The sequence below is a fragment of the Bradyrhizobium sp. LTSP857 genome (genome assembly GCF_000938285.1).
Taxonomy (GTDB): Bacteria; Pseudomonadota; Alphaproteobacteria; order Rhizobiales; family Xanthobacteraceae; genus Bradyrhizobium.
In genome coordinates this window covers 1-15,366 of sequence record NZ_JYMS01000015.1, presented here as the reverse complement: position 1 = coordinate 15,366, position 15,366 = coordinate 1, and the positions used below count along the sequence as shown (strand labels likewise).

At 64.8% G+C, this 15,366-nt stretch carries 15 protein-coding genes, 1 other RNA gene and 1 pseudogene; 7 read left to right on the top strand and 10 right to left on the bottom strand.

The features are described 5' to 3' along the window. Positions 1-93: 93 nt before the first annotated feature. Positions 94-1,422, bottom strand: coding sequence for an IS1182-like element ISBrsp9 family transposase (locus tag UP06_RS07665; RefSeq protein ID WP_044999801.1), 1,329 nt, complete (start codon positions 1,420-1,422; stop codon positions 94-96). 294 nt (positions 1,423-1,716) lie between these two features. Here UP06_RS07665 and UP06_RS07660 point away from each other — a divergent pair, with 294 nt between their 5' ends. Then, a complete protein-coding gene (locus tag UP06_RS07660) occupies positions 1,717-2,385 on the top strand; it encodes a DUF805 domain-containing protein (protein ID WP_045001829.1) in 669 nt (222 codons plus the stop codon). After that, entirely contained in the window at positions 2,382-3,548 is a 1,167-nt protein-coding gene (gene dapE / locus UP06_RS07655) for a succinyl-diaminopimelate desuccinylase (RefSeq protein WP_045001827.1), read from the top strand. The genes UP06_RS07660 and dapE overlap by 4 nt, the downstream gene beginning before the upstream one ends. Positions 3,549-3,711: 163 nt before the next feature. On the opposite strand, the gene truA is transcribed toward dapE, so the two are convergent. From truA to def, 3 genes are all read right to left on the bottom strand, one after another. Further along, a complete protein-coding gene (truA, locus tag UP06_RS07650; protein ID WP_045001831.1) occupies positions 3,712-4,449 on the bottom strand; it encodes a tRNA pseudouridine(38-40) synthase TruA in 738 nt (245 codons plus the stop codon). Between the two features lie 120 nt (positions 4,450-4,569). Further along, positions 4,570-5,493: a methionyl-tRNA formyltransferase gene (gene fmt, locus UP06_RS07645; RefSeq protein WP_045001826.1), complete on the bottom strand. Its 924-nt coding sequence runs from the start codon at positions 5,491-5,493 to the stop codon at positions 4,570-4,572. Between the two features lie 216 nt (positions 5,494-5,709). Further along, positions 5,710-6,234, bottom strand: coding sequence for a peptide deformylase (def, locus tag UP06_RS07640; protein WP_045001824.1), 525 nt, complete (start codon positions 6,232-6,234; stop codon positions 5,710-5,712). Positions 6,235-6,406: 172 nt separating this feature from the next. Here def and UP06_RS07635 point away from each other — a divergent pair, with 172 nt between their 5' ends. The 3 genes from UP06_RS07635 to UP06_RS07625 all read left to right on the top strand — a co-directional run bounded on the left by UP06_RS07635 (position 6,407) and on the right by UP06_RS07625 (position 9,472). Further along, positions 6,407-7,606: a DNA recombination protein RmuC gene (locus tag UP06_RS07635; RefSeq protein WP_045001822.1), complete on the top strand. Its 1,200-nt coding sequence runs from the start codon at positions 6,407-6,409 to the stop codon at positions 7,604-7,606. 88 nt (positions 7,607-7,694) lie between these two features. Further along, positions 7,695-7,997: a GIY-YIG nuclease family protein gene (locus tag UP06_RS07630; protein ID WP_045001821.1), complete on the top strand. Its 303-nt coding sequence runs from the start codon at positions 7,695-7,697 to the stop codon at positions 7,995-7,997. Positions 7,998-8,110: 113 nt separating this feature from the next. After that, the gene (locus UP06_RS07625) at positions 8,111-9,472 is read left to right on the top strand and encodes an AmpG family muropeptide MFS transporter (RefSeq protein WP_045001819.1); all 1,362 of its coding nucleotides are present in this window, start codon (positions 8,111-8,113) and stop codon (positions 9,470-9,472) included. A gap of 141 nt (positions 9,473-9,613) precedes the next feature. Here UP06_RS07625 and UP06_RS07620 read toward each other — a convergent pair whose 3' ends face one another. The 6 genes and pseudogenes from UP06_RS07620 to ffs all read right to left on the bottom strand — a co-directional run bounded on the left by UP06_RS07620 (position 9,614) and on the right by ffs (position 13,063). Further along, the gene (locus UP06_RS07620; RefSeq protein ID WP_045001818.1) at positions 9,614-10,051 is read right to left on the bottom strand and encodes a hypothetical protein; all 438 of its coding nucleotides are present in this window, start codon (positions 10,049-10,051) and stop codon (positions 9,614-9,616) included. 26 nt (positions 10,052-10,077) lie between these two features. Then, positions 10,078-10,680, bottom strand: coding sequence for a recombination mediator RecR (gene recR / locus UP06_RS07615; RefSeq protein WP_045001817.1), 603 nt, complete (start codon positions 10,678-10,680; stop codon positions 10,078-10,080). A gap of 1 nt (position 10,681) precedes the next feature. Further along, entirely contained in the window at positions 10,682-11,002 is a 321-nt protein-coding gene (locus tag UP06_RS07610) for a YbaB/EbfC family nucleoid-associated protein (RefSeq protein WP_045001816.1), read from the bottom strand. Positions 11,003-11,027: 25 nt separating this feature from the next. Continuing rightward, positions 11,028-11,636: pseudogene (locus UP06_RS41965) on the bottom strand (DNA polymerase III subunit gamma/tau); the annotation flags it as partial. Between the two features lies 1 nt (position 11,637). Then, positions 11,638-12,872 (bottom strand): DNA polymerase III subunit gamma/tau (locus tag UP06_RS07605; protein WP_245305433.1); only part of this gene is annotated, 1,235 nt, incomplete at its 3' end. A 94-nt stretch (positions 12,873-12,966) separates the two neighbouring features. Then, positions 12,967-13,063, bottom strand: an RNA gene (gene ffs / locus UP06_RS39430) — signal recognition particle sRNA small type. 171 nt (positions 13,064-13,234) lie between these two features. On the opposite strand from ffs, the gene UP06_RS07600 reads away from it, so the two are divergent. Both UP06_RS07600 and UP06_RS07595 read left to right on the top strand, forming a co-directional pair. Continuing rightward, positions 13,235-14,089 (top strand): transporter substrate-binding domain-containing protein, encoded by an 855-nt coding sequence (locus UP06_RS07600; RefSeq protein WP_045001814.1) that lies wholly within the window; start codon positions 13,235-13,237, stop codon positions 14,087-14,089. Positions 14,090-14,359: 270 nt separating this feature from the next. Next, positions 14,360-15,366: IS5 family transposase (locus UP06_RS07595; RefSeq protein WP_045001813.1), on the top strand; the 1,007-nt coding region annotated here is incomplete at its 3' end.

Sequence of the window (15,366 nt, the reverse complement as noted above, 5' to 3'; positions counted from 1 at the left end):
CCTGAGAGCTTGTGACGCTTTTACTTGTTCGGAACGGAGTGGAGTTTCCTGTCGCGGTAAATGGCGGGTCTGAGTTCGTCGATGAGCTCTCGTTTATGCGCTGCGGAGGCGGTTGCCTTGCAGGATGTTGTTGGTGAGGGCGTACCAGAGCACGACGGCGCGGACCTTTTCGATCCCGCGCACGGTCAATTGCCGTAGGTTCCAGTTGCGCCAGCGGGCATGGATGCACTCGCATATCGAACGGGGCTTGTACCGGGCCTTGCCCTCTTTGCTCGCCATCCGCGCACGCCAAGCCAGTACCCCCGCGCCGTCGCCGCGTCGCGGCAGGTAGGGGTCGGTGCCGTGCTTGGATTGAGTGGGCGGGCAAAAAACCTCTATGCCCTCGGCATGCGCCCACTCGATGTCTTCCGCGCTGCCAAAGCCGCCATCGACGAGATGGTCTTTGGGCAGGCCGCCAGGGCGCGTGCGCTGCCGCTCCAGCATGGGCCGCATCAGCCCGCGGTCGGACCCCGTGTTGCATACCTTAACGTCAGTGACGAACTGCTCGCCGGCCGCACTCGTCACCTGCACGTTGTAGGCTGGGCGGAAGCCGCCATCCGCCATCTTCATGACCCGTGCATCGGCGTCCGTCGTCGACGCGCGCGGCTCCTTCGGCGTCTTGCCATTGCCTTGCTTGCTCTCGCGTTCCTTGCGCTGCTGCTTGATCTCGGCAAGCGCCGCCTGCGCCGCTTTCACGCGCGCGCTGCGTTCCTGCGCGGCTCGCTCCTTGGCTGCCCGGGCGCGCTGATTGCTGGCGTCAGAGCGCACGTCGACTTCGCGCTTGAGGTCTTCCACCACCGTCCCAGCCAGGGCCAGATGCCGCTCGAGTGTCGCCTCGCGCCGGAACGAGGCGGCTCCCGCGCTGGCCCGGACCCGCACCCCGTCCTGCGCCAGTGTCGCCAGATTGACGAGACCAGCCTTCGCCAGCGCCGCCAGATGCTCGCTGAGCAGCCGGTCCAGCAGGTCGGCGCAACCGACCCGGAAGTCCGCCAGCATGTGATAGTTCACCGACACCCCGCCGCACAGCCAACGATAGGCATCGTGGCTCTCGCACAGTCGCTCCAATGCTCGCGCGCTGCCGACGCCCTCGCTGGTGGCTGAGAGCCACAGCGCCAGCAAAAGCCGCGGCGAGGTCGCGGGGTGACCGGGGCGGTCGCCCCTGGCCTTGATCCGGTTCTCCAGCTCACTCAGATCAAGCTCTTCGACATAAGACCAGATCAGGCGCACCGGATGGTCTTCCCCGATCAGGCTCTCGATATCCACCGCTCGCAACGCGATCTGGTCGCGCTGTGGCTCACGCAGCCGTGGCGCGCCGAGCGGCGCCGCGTCGGCTTCAGGCTTCGACTGCGCCGGCAGATCACCGAACAATTCATCGGCAGCCATCTTCGCCTCCCGCCAATCCATCATCGCCAGAGAATCACATGCCACCGGCATTCGGACAGATTTACCTGGCACGCTGCCAAAAAATCACACGCTCTGAGGTGGCCGCCTCTTCGGCGGCCCTCGAAGGGCGACGGCCCGGCCGCATCTTGGCCGTCCATCCTTCGAGGCTCGCCATGGCGCGCGTTGCGCCCCATGGCTCGCACCTCAGGATGACGGGTTAAGTAGCGGATCGAACCCACCCTCCCTCCATCGCGACCAATTCCCGGGCAGCCCAAACCGCCCGGAGCCTTTGGCATGGACTGGACCTGGTACCTCTTTCGCTTCGACGGCCGCATCAACCGGGCCCTGCTGTGGCAGGCGCTGCTGATCGTTGCGCTGCTCGCGGGCTTGCTGGGGATCATCGGTCAGGTCATTGGAATCGTCGAAGGGGCCTCATCCACCCTCAAGTTCAAGCTCGGCTTCGATTTCGACTTCGGCCTCGACGACCTCTTCAAGGTGGTCGACCCGCGAGCCTATCGTTTACTGCCATCCGCCGACCGTCCGACCCTGATCCTCAAGGTCCTCGGCACCTCGCTGTTTCTCTGGATCTACCTCGCGACCGCGATCAAGCGGCTGCACGATCGTGACAGAAGCGGCTGGTGGATCATTCCCTTCTTCTTCGTCCCCAATCTGCTGTTTCATTTCCGGGGTGTTCTGCTCTGGGGTTTTCTGCCTGAGGCCGACTGGTTTGTTGCGTTCGACTTGGCCATCCACGCGCTGTGGCTGTGGGGCCTTATCGAATTGTTCATTGCGCCCGGCACCTCCGGCAGCAATCGGTTCGGTCCTGATCCGCTGGCTGAGATTGAGGAGAGCCCGGCATCCGCCTCGTCCCCTGCAAAAAGCTGGGACCAGCAGAGCGAAATCGAATTTGTCCCGCCGAGTGCTGGCCCACCCGGCGGCATGCATGTTAAGCGAGGCACATGACCGATGCCCTCTCAATTGCCCGCGATCTGATCCGCTGCCCCTCGGTAACTCCGGCCGATGCCGGTGCGCTGGGTGTGCTTGAAACGGCCCTCAACGCTGCCGGTTTTACCTGCCACCGTGTGACCTTCAGCGAGCCCGGCATCGCCGACGTCGACAATCTCTATGCGCGGATCGGCACTGACGGCCCGCACATCACTTTCGCCGGTCACACCGACGTCGTGCCGCCCGGCGACGAGAGCGCCTGGAGCGTCGGCGCATTCTCAGGCGAGGTGAAGGACGGCTTTCTGCACGGCCGCGGCGCGGTCGACATGAAGGGCGGCATCGCCTGCTCGGTGGCCGCGGTGCTCGAACATCTTGCCGCGAACGACGGCAAGGCGCGTGCTGACGGCAAAGGCTCGATCTCATTCCTGATCACCGGCGATGAAGAAGACGTCTCCATCAACGGCACCATCAAGCTATTGAAATGGGCCGCGGAGCGCGGCGAAAAATTCGATCATTGCGTGCTCGGCGAGCCCTCCAATGTCGAGACGCTCGGCGACACCATCAAGGTCGGCCGCCGCGGCTCGCAATCCGGCACGCTTTACGTCGACGGCGTGCAGGGCCATGTCGCCTATCCGCTTCGCGCCGCCAATCCGGTGCCGGACATCTCCCGGCTGATCGTGGCGATCTCCGACGAGCCGCTCGACCACGGCAGCGCGCAGTTCCAGGCCTCCAATCTCGAATTCACCTCGGTCGACGTCGGCAACACCGCCAACAACGTCATCCCGGGACAAGCCCGCGCAAAATTCAACATCCGCTACAACGACAACCACACGCAAGCGAGCCTGCGCGAGCTGGTCGAGACGCGGCTGACAAAAGCCTGCGGCAACCGCATTCGCGCCCGCATCGTCTGGGAGCCGTCGAACTCCAACGTGTTCGTGACAAAGCCTGGCCCGTTCACCGATCTCGCGGTCTCCGCGATCGAGGAGATCACGGGCCGCAAACCGGAGCTGTCGACCTCAGGCGGCACCTCGGATGCGCGCTTTATCTCCAGCTATTGCCCTGTGATCGAGTTCGGCCTGGTCGGCCAGACCATGCACCAGGTCGACGAACGCGTGCCGGTCAAGGATCTGGAGAAGCTGACGAAGGTGTATCGGGGGATTTTGACTCGGTATTTTGCGTAGCGCTCAGCTGACGCCCCGTTCTCGCTGTCATCGCCCGCGAAGGCGGGCGATCCAGTACTCCGAGACGGCAGTGGTTAAGCCGAGAGGCCGCGGCGTACTGGATGCCCGCCTTCGCGGGCATGACAGTGGTGGGGCTGGCGAGAGCGCGCGTCCCTTCTACTTCTCAATAATCCACCTTCATCAGATACAGCCCGTCCGGCGGGGCGACGATGCCGCACGCGGCGCGGTTGCGGGCGTTGAGCGCGGCGGAGAGATCGTCGGCGGTCCAACGGCCTTCGCCGACCCACATCAGCGATCCCACCATCGAGCGGACCTGGCTGTGCAGGAACGAGCGCGCGGAGGTGAGGATCGTCACCTCGCGGCCGTCGCGCAGCACGTCGAGCTGATCGAGCGTCTTCTCCGGCGATTTGGCCTGGCATTCGGTGTCGCGGAACGTCGTGAAATCGTGCTTGCCGAGCAGACGTTGTGCCGCCGCATGCATCGCATCGCTGTCGAGCCGGCGCGGCACGCGCCAGGCGTGGCCGATATCGAGCGCGAGATTGGCGCGGGTGTTGACGATGCGATAGCGGTAGTGGCGCTTCACGGCCGAGAAGCGCGCCTCGAAAGTTTCCGGCACGATCTCGGCTTCGAGAACGGCGATTGGATGCGGGCGTAAATGTGCGTTGAGACCATCGCGAAAACGGCCCGGCGGAAACTGCTTCTCGATATCGACATGGGCGACCTGGCCGCGCGCATGCACGCCGGCATCGGTCCGGCCGGCGCCATGGACGCGCAGATCCGCACCCGTCATCGCCTTCACCGCCGCCTCAAGCGCGCCCTGCACCGACGGCAGCGTCTCCTGCACCTGCCAGCCGAAGAACGGCGCGCCGTCATATTCGATGGTGAGCTTGTAGCGGGGCATCGTTTCCAATTCTGCCGTCATCGCCCGGCTTGACCGGGCGATCCAGCACGCCGCGGCCCATCCGTTCAACCGAGAAGCCTCGGCGTACTGGATACCCCGCCTTCGCGGGGTATGACAGTGTCAGGTGAATTTCGCGCCTGCCCTCAGCGGCACGCCGCGCAGGAAGTCCACGGCCTGCATCCGCGCCTTGCCTTCGCGCTGGAGCTCGAGAATGCGGATGGCGCCCTCGCCGCAGGCGATGGTGAGTTGATCGTCGAGCACCTCGCCCGGCGCGCCCGAACCCTTGGCCAGCTCACAGCGCAGGATTTTCACGCGTGCATTCTCAAGCTCGGCCCAGGCGCCGGGAAACGGCGACAGACTATGGATGTGGCGCAGCACGTCGCGCGCGGGCCTGGTCCAGTCGATCCGCGCTTCGGCCTTGTCGATCTTGGCGGCATAGGTGACGCCGTCGTCGCTCTGCTTCTTGAGCTGAAGCCCGCCGCGCCCGAGCGCGGCCATGGCGCGGACCATCAGATCGGCGCCGAGACGGGAGAGGCGATCGTGCAGATCGACCGCGGTCATGTTGTCGGGAATCGCGATGCGCTCGGCCATGGCGACGTCGCCGGTATCGAGCCCGACGTCCATCTTCATCACCATCACGCCGCTCTCGGCGTCACCGGCCATGATGGCGCGGTTGATCGGTGCAGCCCCGCGCCAGCGCGGCAGCAGCGAGGCGTGCAGATTGTAGCAGCCGAGCTTTGGCGCATCGAGGATCGCCTGCGGCAGGATCATGCCATAGGCGACGACGACGGCAGCGTCGGCATCGAACGCGCGAAATTCCTCGAGCGCTTCCTCAGTCTTCAACGTCTTCGGCGTCAGCACGGGCACGCCGAGCTTTCGGGCAGCCTCTTCCACCGGGGTCGGCTGCAATTGCAGGCCACGCCGCCCGCCCGGCTTCGGCGCGCGGGTGTAGACTGCCACGATCTCGTGGCCATGCGCGACGAGCTCGAGCAGCGTCGGCACGGAGAAATCGGGCGTGCCCATGAAGATCAGGCGAAGGGGCATGACAAGGACTCGGTATGTTCCCTCCCCCCTTGCGGGGGAGGGCTAGGGAGAGGGGTGCCGCACGACGCGCTCTCTCGGCTTGAGCGCGGGCGCTTTTTGCTCGCGCTCGCAAAACGACGAACGCCTTTTGCTGGGCTACCCCTCTCCCCCGCCCTCCCCCGCAAGGGGGGAGGGAGCGCAGGAGAGCGAGCGGCAGCACCGGCCTTACAACTTACTTTACTCCCCGCGCCTGGCGGCCTTCTCGAACTTCTTGATCACGCGGTCGCGCTTGAGCTTTGACAGGTAGTCGACGAACAGCACACCGTTGAGATGGTCGATCTCGTGCTGGATGCAGGTGGCGAAGAGGCCTTCGGCATCCTGCTCGTGCATCTTGCCGTCGAGATCGGTGAAGCGCACGCGCACCTTCGCAGGCCGCTCGACCTCCTCGTAATATTCGGGGATCGAGAGACAGCCTTCCTCGTAGACCGACAGCTCTTCGGACGAGGCGATCACTTCCGGATTGATGAAGACGCGCGGCTCCGGCGTGGTTTCGCCGTTCTCGTCGCGCTTGGCGAGGTCCATGGTGATGAGCCGCAGCGGCTGCGCGATCTGGATCGCCGCGAGCCCGATGCCGGGCGCGTCGTACATGGTCTCGAACATGTCGTCGGCAAGCTTGCGGATCTCCGGCGTGACCTTCTCGATCGGCTTGGAGACCAGACGCAGCTGCTTGTCGGGCAGGATGATGATTTCTCTGAGGGCCATGGCGGGCGATTTAAGCCGCGCGCGCCGAGCGGTCAATGCGGCCGGGAACTCCGTTAACGATCCGCTAACCATAAATCCTAGGGTTTCGTTAACCATAAAAATTAACGGGGCATTACCCATAAATGTTCGCTATTCGTTCGTGCGGGGATGCGAATCGGCTAGAAGCACAGGCATGAACGAGATCATTTTCCTGGTTGGCGACTGGCCGGTGCGCACCATCGATGCGCTGATCGGCTTTGGCGTCCTGGTCCTCATCCTGCTGCTGGTGATTGCGGTGGTGATCGCGCGCTCGGGACGGCGCGGCGCGGAACTCGCGATGGCCAATGCCATCCGGGCCGACGAGCTCGAGGAGCGCGTCAGCCAGATGCTGCACGCCCAGAGCGAGGCTTCGGGCCGGGTCGATGCCATGACCCAGACGCTGGCCGGCCGCCAGGCCGACATGGCGCGGGCGGTCAACGAGCGGCTGGATTCGGTGACCCATCGCGTCGGCCAGTCCATGGAAAACACCACCCGCAACACCATGGAGAGCCTGCACGCGCTGCACGAGCGGCTCGGCATTATCGACAGCGCGCACAAGAACCTGACCGATCTCACCACCCAGGTGACGACCTTGCGCGACGTACTCGCCAACAAGCAGTCGCGCGGCGCCTTCGGCCAGGCCCGAATGGAGGCGATCGTCCAGGACGGACTGCCGAAAGGAGCCTATGAGTTCCAGTTCACGCTCTCGACCGGAAAGCGGCCCGACTGCGTGGTGTTCCTGCCGGACCAGCGCCCGCTCTGCATCGACGCGAAATTTCCGCTGGAAGCTATGACGGCGCTGCACGATGCGCGCACTGACGATGAGAAGCGGATTGCCACGCAGCGGCTGCGCGGCGACGTGATGAAGCATGTCAGCGACATCGCCGAAAAATATCTCGTCGCCGGCGAGACCCAGGAAATGGCGCTGATGTTCGTTCCGTCGGAATCGGTCTATGCCGAAATCCATGACGGGTTCGACGACGTGATCCAGAAGGCCTACCGCGCCCGGGTCGTGCTGGTGTCGCCCTCGCTCCTGATGCTTGCGATCCAGGTGATGCAGCAGATCATGAAGGACGCGCGGATGCGCGATGCCGCCGACCAGATCCGCACCGAGGTGATCAAGCTCGGCGACGACCTCGGCCGTCTGCGCGACCGCGTGCTGAAACTCCAGAAGCATTTTGCCGACGCCAACGAGGACGTGCGCCAGGTGCTGATCTCCGCCGACAAGATCGAGAAGCGCGCCGGGCGAATCGAGGAGCTCGATTTCAGCAAGACCGATGCGCCGGAAGGCCCGCATCTGGTGGCGACCGGTGCCGCCGAGCTGTTTCCGAGGAAGCTCCAGGCGGGGGAGTGATTCTCCTCCACGATCCGATAAGCTGCCGCCTCAACACCGCTGTCGTCGCCCGGCTTGACCGGGCGACCCAGTATCCCAGAGACGGCAGATGGGCACACGCTGCTACTACGTCTACATCCTCGCCAGCAAGATCGGCGGTACGCTCTACATCGGCGTAACGAATGATCTCATCCGCCGTGTGGCCAAACACAAATTGCAGTTGGTCGAGAGCTTCACGAAGGAATACGGCGTCGTGAAGCTCGTTTACTTCGAGCAGTTCGATGATCCCGAGAATGCGATCAAACGTGAGAAGCGGCTGAAGAAGTGGAAGCGTGATTGGAAGATCGCGCTGATCGAGAAAGACAATCCGGATTGGAACGATCCCTATTCTGAGATCGCAGGTCCTCCATAACTTCAGCCTCTAGAATACTGGATCGCCCGGTCAAGCCGGGCGACGACACCTCCTTTGTGGCCGGCAAAAACGACAGCTCCCTTGCGGCCCCCAGAATCTGCTAACACCGCCCCATGACCGCACCCGACGCGACCTCCCCTGCCAGCACTGATGCCCCCTCCTCCTGGCGCGACAGCCTTGCCGTTTACCTGCAACCGCGGGTGCTGATCGTGCTGTTCCTCGGCTTCTCGTCCGGGCTGCCGCTGGCGCTGTCGGGCTCGACGCTGCTGGTGTGGATGCGGGAGTCCGGCGTCGATCTCGGCACCATCGGGCTGTTTGCGCTGGTCGGCACGCCCTACACGTTGAAATTCCTGTGGGCGCCGCTGGTGGATGCGCTGCATGTGCCGCTGTTCACCCGCGCCTTTGGCCGCCGGCGCGGCTGGCTGCTGTTCTCGCAATTGCTGCTGATCGTCGCGATCCTGCTGCTGGCGCTGACCGACCCCGCGCGCTCGCCGTTCTACGTCGCGCTCGGCGCCCTGCTGGTGGCGACGACGTCCTCGACCCAGGACATCGTGGTCGACGCCTTTCGCGTCGAGAGCCTGCCGGAGAGCGAGCAGGCCGCCGGCATGGCGTCCTACGTCGCGGCCTATCGCATCGGCATGCTGGTCTCGACCGCGGGCGCGCTCTTCATCGTCTCCGGTTTTGAGAGCACGGGCATTCCGCGCACATCGGCCTGGATGTGGGGCTATGTGGTGATGGCCGCGATGGTGCTGATCGGCACTGTCACCGCGCTCGCCGCGACCGAGCCCGAGCAATCATTGCGGGCCGAAGCGGCGACACAAACCGAGACGGCGTTCGCGCGGGTGTTGCACGCCGCGATCGGCGCCTTCTCGGAATTCCTGTCGCGCAAGGACGCGATCGCCGCGCTCATCTTTGTGGTGCTGTTCAAATTCACCGACGCGTTCTCCGGCACCATGACGGCGCCGTTCGTGATCGACCTCGGCTTTTCCCGCAACGATTATGCGGCGATCGTGAAGGGCGTCGGCCTGGCGGCGACGTTGATCGGCGGCTTTGCCGGCGGTTTCGTCGCGCGGCGCTATTCGCTTTCGACCAGTCTATGGATCGGCGGCGTCGTGCAGGCGCTCGCCAACCTGTCCTTTTCCTGGCTCGCTTTCGTCGGCACCAGCCAATGGGCGCTGGCCTTCGCCATCACTTGCGAAAATTTCACCAGCGCCATCGGCACCGTGATCTTCGTCGCCTATCTCTCGGCGCTGTGCCAGAACCCGCTGCACACGGCGACGCAATATGCGCTGCTCACGGCGCTCGCGGCGGTCGGGCGCACCTATCTCTCATCGGGTGCGGGCTACGTCGCCAAGGCGACCGGCTGGCCGCTGTTCTTCGTGATCTGCGTGCTGGTGGCGATCCCGAGCCTGGTGCTGCTGACCTGGCTGCAGAAGCGCGGGCACTTTGAGGCGCTGGGGCCGGTGCGGGTTTAGCCCACGCTGTCATGCCCCGCGAAGGCGGGGCATCCAGTATTCCAGAGACGGATGTGATTGGCCGAGAAGCCGCGGCGTACTGGATCGCCCGCCTTCGCGGGCGATGACACCGAGATCATGGAGAAAGCGTTCCTCCGCCCCCTACTGCTTCCTGATCAAGCTCCACTTCGTGATCACGGCTTCGCTCATCTGGCCGGGATCGCTGGCGCAGGCGACTTCGTCGACCTTGACCGAGATCTCCTTGCCGACGAACGATTTCAGCTGCGCGGCCTGCGCGTCGCTGGAGGTGACGAGCTGGAAAGTCTCCGGCCCGGTCTCGAGATCGCACAGCCCGCTCGGCGCGGGCAGGCGGCGCGGCTCGGAGGTGATCTGGTAGGTCGCAATCCGCTTGCCGGCGTTCTTGACGTCGCGCACTTTCATTGTGTTGAGCTCACCCGACAGCACCTCGCCGGTGTTGATCGGCTTGCCCGGCTTCGCCGGCGGCGGCGCCTCGTCATCCTGCTGCGCGGAGACGGCCGGGGTCACCACCGTCATCATCATCGCGACCAAAGCCAGCTGTTTGGCGAATCGTTTCGTCATGTCGTCGGTTCCGTAAGTCTGGATTGCTAGAACAGGGTCCGCTGCCGCATGGCGGCCGATAGCGTACCTTCATCGAGATAATCAAGCTCGCCACCGACCGGCACACCATGGGCGAGACGCGTTACTTTTACGTTGGCGTCCTGGAGCAGGTCGGTGATGTAGTGCGCCGTGGTCTGGCCGTCGACCGTCGCGTTCAACGCCAGGATGATTTCGTGCACGTCGGCAGCATGCGCGCGCGCGACCAACGCGTCGATGGTGAGATCCTGCGGGCCGACGCCGTCGAGCGGCGACAGGGTCGCCCCTAGCACGTGATAGCGCCCGTGAGTTGCATTGGCCCGCTCCAGCGCCCAGAGGTCGGCGACATCGGCGACGACGACGATGATGGCGGGATCGCGCTTCGGATCGATGCAGACCGTGCAGGGATTTTGGGTGTCGATGTTGCCGCAGGTCTTGCAAACCTGGACCTTGTCGAGCGCGACTTGCAAGGCCGAGGTCAGCGGCGTCATCAGCGCTTCGCGCTTCTTGATCAGATGCAGCGCCGCACGCCGCGCGGAGCGAGGGCCCAAGCCCGGCAGCCGTGCAAGAAGCTGGACCAGCCGCTCGATTTCGGGACCTGCAACCGCGCCCATATTATTGGCCGAACAGCCCCGGCGGCAGGCCGAGCCCGCCGGTGAGCGACTGCATCTTCTCCTGCATGGCCGTCTCGGCCTTGCGGCGCGCGTCACCAAAAGCGGTGACCAGGAGGTCCTCCAGCACCTCGCGCTCTTCGGCCTTCATCAGCGAGGGGTCGATCTTGACGCCCTTGACGTCCATCTTCGCGGTCATGCGCACCGCGACGAGGCCGCCGCCGGAGATGCCCTCGACCTCGACATTGCCGAGCTGCTCTTGCATCTCCTGCATCTTGGATTGCAGCTGCGCCGCCTGCTTCATCATGCCGAGAAAATCAGCCATGGGTGCGTGTCCTTGAAAGATGGGCTCAGAGATCGTCGTCGCCGTCGGAACCGTCGGGCGGATCGTCGCTGCCATAGTCCGCATTAATATTGGAGTCCGGCGTCTCCGGGGCAAGCCTGCGGACCTCGACGACTTTCGCACCCGGGAAACGCGACAGCACCTCCTGCACGCGTGGATCGGCCTCGGCGGTACGCGCGTGTTCCTGCTTGGCGGCCTGGTTGACCGAGCGCAGCGTCGGCTGGCCCTGCTCGTTGGACACGATCACGGTCCAGCGCCGGCCGGTCCAGAGCTCGAACTTGCGCGCGAGCTCGGTAATCATGGTCTTGGAGGCATTCGGCTCGAGCGCGATCTCGAGCCGGCCCTCCTCGAAACGGACGAGGCGCATGTCGCTTTCGAGCGCGGCCTTGGTCATCAGGTCGCGCTTCTGGCCAGCGAGCGCGACGAGCTGGGTGAAGCTCGTGACGCGCAGAGCCGGCGTGGCAGCTTGGGGATCCGGCGCGGGCGCAGCCATCTGCGGCCGGGCGGCGCCGCCGAACGAGGACGGCGATGATGTCGGCATGCGAACCGGCGCCGCAGACGCAACAGGTGCTGCCGGCGCGCTGCGCGCAGCACTGCCGCCGCTCACGACCGGCGANGAGCCGCCGCCGTTCTGCTCCAGCATCCTGAGCGCTTCGTCCGGCGTCGGCATATCAGCGACATAGGCGATGCGCACCAGCACCATTTCGGCGGCAGCAGCCGGGCGCGTTGCGGCCTGCACCTCGGTGATGCCCTTGAGCAGCATCTGCCACATCCGCGACAGCACGCGCATCGAGATTTTCGAGGCGAAATCCCGCGCGCGCACGCGCTCGGTCTCGCCATAGGCGACATTGTCGGCGGTCGCCGGCACGATTTTCACGCGGGTAACGAAGTTGACGAATTCGGCGAGGTCCGAGAGCACCACGATCGGATCGGCGCCGACATCGTACTGGTCGCGGAACTCTTTGAAGGCAGCGGCGATGTCACCGCGCGCCAGCGAATCGAAGAGGTCGATGACGCGGGTGCGGTCGGCAAGGCCCAGCATCTGCCTGATAGCATCGGCCTTCACCGTGCCTGCCGCATGCGCGATCGCCTGGTCGAGCAGCGACAGCGAGTCGCGCACGGAACCTTCCGCAGCACGCGCGATGATGCCGAGCGCCTCCGGCTCGATCTCGACGTTTTCCTTGGCGGCGATGTTGGCGAGGTGCTTCATCAGCACGTCGGCCTCGACGCGGCGGAGATCAAAGCGCTGGCAGCGCGACAGCACCGTGACCGGAACCTTGCGGATCTCGGTGGTCGCGAACACGAATTTGGCGTGCTCCGGCGGTTCCTCAAGCGTCTTCAGGAAGGCGTTGAACGCCGCCGTCGACAACATGTGGACTTCGTCGATGATGTAGACCTTGTAGCGGGCGCTGGCCGGCGCGTAGCGCACGCTGTCATTGATCTGGCGGACGTCGTCGACGCCGGTATGCGACGCTGCGTCCATCTCCAGCACGTCCATGTGCCGGCTTTCCATGATCGCCTGGCAATGCACGCCCAATGTCGGCATGTGGACGGTCGGGCCCTTCACCGAGCCATCCGGCATCTCGTAGTTGAGCGCACGGGCAAGGATACGCGCAGTGGTGGTCTTGCCGACGCCGCGGACGCCGGTGAGGATCCAGGCCTGCGGAATGCGCCCGGTCTCGAACGCATTGGAGACGGTGCGGACCACGGCCTCCTGGCCGATCAGATCGTCGAAAGAGGAGGGGCGGTATTTGCGTGCCAGCACCCGGTAGGGGGTGCCCGGTTGGGCGCCGAGCGAAAAGCCAGCCTGGCCAGCGCTATCGGAATTCGGAGGGGCGCCAGCGTCGGTCATCGGTCGATCCGCAATGGAATGTCTCTCGCCGGCTTTTGCGGAAAGGAGCGCGCTGGCGGCTCGAGCCGCCGACGCAATTCGCTCGGAAAAACAAGTAGGAGACTGACGAGCGACCCGATCCGGACCTCGTTAGGGCTGCTTCCTTCCGGACCTGACCCGGTTGGCGAGTGGCTCGTCCACCGCCAATCTCCCGGTCCCTATTTGGGGCCAAAAGGGCTGGAAAGCAAGCGGGGAGCTCTGGCTTGCCCAGCATCCGGGCAATTCCTGGCCTGCCCAGCCGATAGGCTGTGCTTTCACTGCCGGGGGCGCCTTGGTATGAACGCTGCCGGAACTCCACCTAACCAGAAAAGCGATTGATCCCAATGGTTACACGTCGTGATGTTGCATCGATTGTCGGACTTGGCGCCATTGGCGTGGCGACCGCGGGCGCGCTCGCCTCCCCGGCCGTGGCCCAGGCGGCCGATCCGAACGAATCGACCTTCGCCCGCATCCGCCGCACCAAGAAGATGCGGATCGGCGCAGTCGGCGGCGGCGCGCCCTATTACATGAAGGATCTCTCCAGCGGCCAGTGGAAGGGCTTTTACGTCGACATCGCGAAAGCACTCGCCGACGACATGGAGGCCGAGCTCGACATCACCGAGACCACCTGGGGCAATTCGGTGCTCGATCTCCAGGCCAACAAGATCGACGTCTTCTTCGGCCTCAACCCGACCCCGAAGCGCGCGCTGGTGGTCGATTTCTCGGTGCCGGTCTTCAACAACGCCTTCGGCATCCTCTGCAAGAAGGATTTCAAGCCGAAGAGCTGGGCCGAGCTGAACTCGCCCGACGTCAAGATCGCCGTCGACCAAGGCTCGTCGCACGACCAGGTGGTCAGCCGCCTGACGCCGAAGGCGCAGATCTCCCGGCTCAAGACCGCCGATGATGCCACCGCCGCGCTCCAGACCGGCCGCGTCGACGCGCAGTGCCTGATCACCATGCTGTCGCTGACCGTGCTGAAGAAGAACCCGTCGCTCGGCCAGTTCGTGCTGCCGACGCCGATCTTCGCCACCACGTCCAACGCCGGCTTCCGCCGCGAGACCGACAAGACCTGGCGCGACTACGTCAACACCTGGATCGACTTCAACAAAGGCCTCGGCTTCATCCGCAACGCCATCATCACGAATATGGAGCTGGTGGGCGTGACCGAGGCGGACATTCCGCCGGGTGTTTCGCTGTAAGTGATGAAGTCAGGGCTGGCTCGCTACGCTCCACTCCCTCTCCCGCTTGCGGGAGAGGCACAGGCGGCTGTCGGCCGCCGTTCTTTAAAAGGACGCCGATGCATAGCATCGGCTATTGGTGAGGGTGTCTCCACAATCGAGAACCCCCGTAAGGAGAGAGCCCTCACCCGCATCGCATCTTCGATGCGACGCGACCTCTCCCGCAAGCGAGGGCTTTGCACAAATCGCGAATCTGCGATTCACTAAGAGAGATCTGAAGAGGGTCTTGGGATGGCATATCGGCAGGTTGGGCAACCGAGCTTCGCAGATGCGCTGGCGTCGCGGCGTGGGAAAGGCGGTGCGGTGCTGAGGCGGATTTGCGAACTGGTCGATTGGGGGGCTGTGGAGCGCGTGCTGTGCGGCCTTCCGGAACCTGAGCGTGGCGCGCCGGCCTATCCTCGGCTGGTGATGTTCAAGGCTGTGCTGTTGCAGCAATGGTACGGGCTGTCCGATCCGGAACTGGAAGAAGCGCTCGATGACCGGGCCTCTTTCCGCGACTTCTGCGGCTTTGCGCTGGGCGACGAGACGCCCGACCATACGACGATCTGGCGCTTCCGCGAAGCTTTGCAGCAGGCCGGTCTGGACGAGACGCTGTTTGCCGAGATGCTGCGCCAGATCGACGCGCGCGGGCTGGTGCCGCGTCGAGGCACATTGATCGACGCCAGCCTGATCCCGGCGGCGGTGAAGCCGCCGAAGCCGCCAAAGGACCCGCTGCCGCCCGGCCCAGACGGGCGCGCGCCGAGCAAGCTGGTCAACAGCGAGCGCGATGCGGATGCGCGATGGACCAAGAAGGGTGGCAAGCGATACTTCGGCTACAAGGCGCATGTCGGTGTCGACCAGTGCTCGGCGATCATCCGTCGCAGTAAGCTGACCGACGCTGCGGTCAACGATACGGTGCCGGCCGATGAATTGATCAGCGGCGACGAGAAGGCGGTCTACGCCGACCAGGCCTATGACAAGCACGAGCGCCGCGCCGGGCTGGCTGCCCGGGGCATCAAGCCGCGGCTGATGTTCCGGCCCAACAAGCATCATCCCCTGACCGAGCGGAAGAAGCGCTTCAACGACGCCGTGGGACGCCGCCACGCGCCGGTCGAGCAGGTCTTTGCGCGCCTCAAGGGCGTCTACGGCTGGGCGCGCGCTCGCTATCTGGGCTTGGCACGCAACCATACCCATCTGCGTCTTCTCTGCTTGGCCATGAACCTCAAACGATGGGCGGTGCTGTGTCCCGCGGGAGGTGT

Excerpts from the sequence above, each read along its gene's own strand:
- UP06_RS07665 (WP_044999801.1), bottom strand. The coding sequence starts at position 1,422 with ATGGCTGCCGATGAATTGTTCGGTGATCTGCCGGCGCAGTCGAAGCCT.
- UP06_RS07660 (WP_045001829.1), top strand. The coding sequence starts at position 1,717 with ATGGACTGGACCTGGTACCTCTTTCGCTTCGACGGCCGCATCAACCGG.
- dapE (WP_045001827.1), top strand. The coding sequence starts at position 2,382 with ATGACCGATGCCCTCTCAATTGCCCGCGATCTGATCCGCTGCCCCTCG.
- truA (WP_045001831.1), bottom strand. The coding sequence starts at position 4,449 with ATGCCCCGCTACAAGCTCACCATCGAATATGACGGCGCGCCGTTCTTC.
- fmt (WP_045001826.1), bottom strand. The coding sequence starts at position 5,493 with ATGCCCCTTCGCCTGATCTTCATGGGCACGCCCGATTTCTCCGTGCCG.
- def (WP_045001824.1), bottom strand. The coding sequence starts at position 6,234 with ATGGCCCTCAGAGAAATCATCATCCTGCCCGACAAGCAGCTGCGTCTG.
- UP06_RS07635 (WP_045001822.1), top strand. The coding sequence starts at position 6,407 with ATGAACGAGATCATTTTCCTGGTTGGCGACTGGCCGGTGCGCACCATC.
- UP06_RS07630 (WP_045001821.1), top strand. The coding sequence starts at position 7,695 with ATGGGCACACGCTGCTACTACGTCTACATCCTCGCCAGCAAGATCGGC.
- UP06_RS07625 (WP_045001819.1), top strand. The coding sequence starts at position 8,111 with ATGACCGCACCCGACGCGACCTCCCCTGCCAGCACTGATGCCCCCTCC.
- UP06_RS07620 (WP_045001818.1), bottom strand. The coding sequence starts at position 10,051 with ATGACGAAACGATTCGCCAAACAGCTGGCTTTGGTCGCGATGATGATG.
- recR (WP_045001817.1), bottom strand. The coding sequence starts at position 10,680 with ATGGGCGCGGTTGCAGGTCCCGAAATCGAGCGGCTGGTCCAGCTTCTT.
- UP06_RS07610 (WP_045001816.1), bottom strand. The coding sequence starts at position 11,002 with ATGGCTGATTTTCTCGGCATGATGAAGCAGGCGGCGCAGCTGCAATCC.
- UP06_RS07600 (WP_045001814.1), top strand. The coding sequence starts at position 13,235 with ATGGTTACACGTCGTGATGTTGCATCGATTGTCGGACTTGGCGCCATT.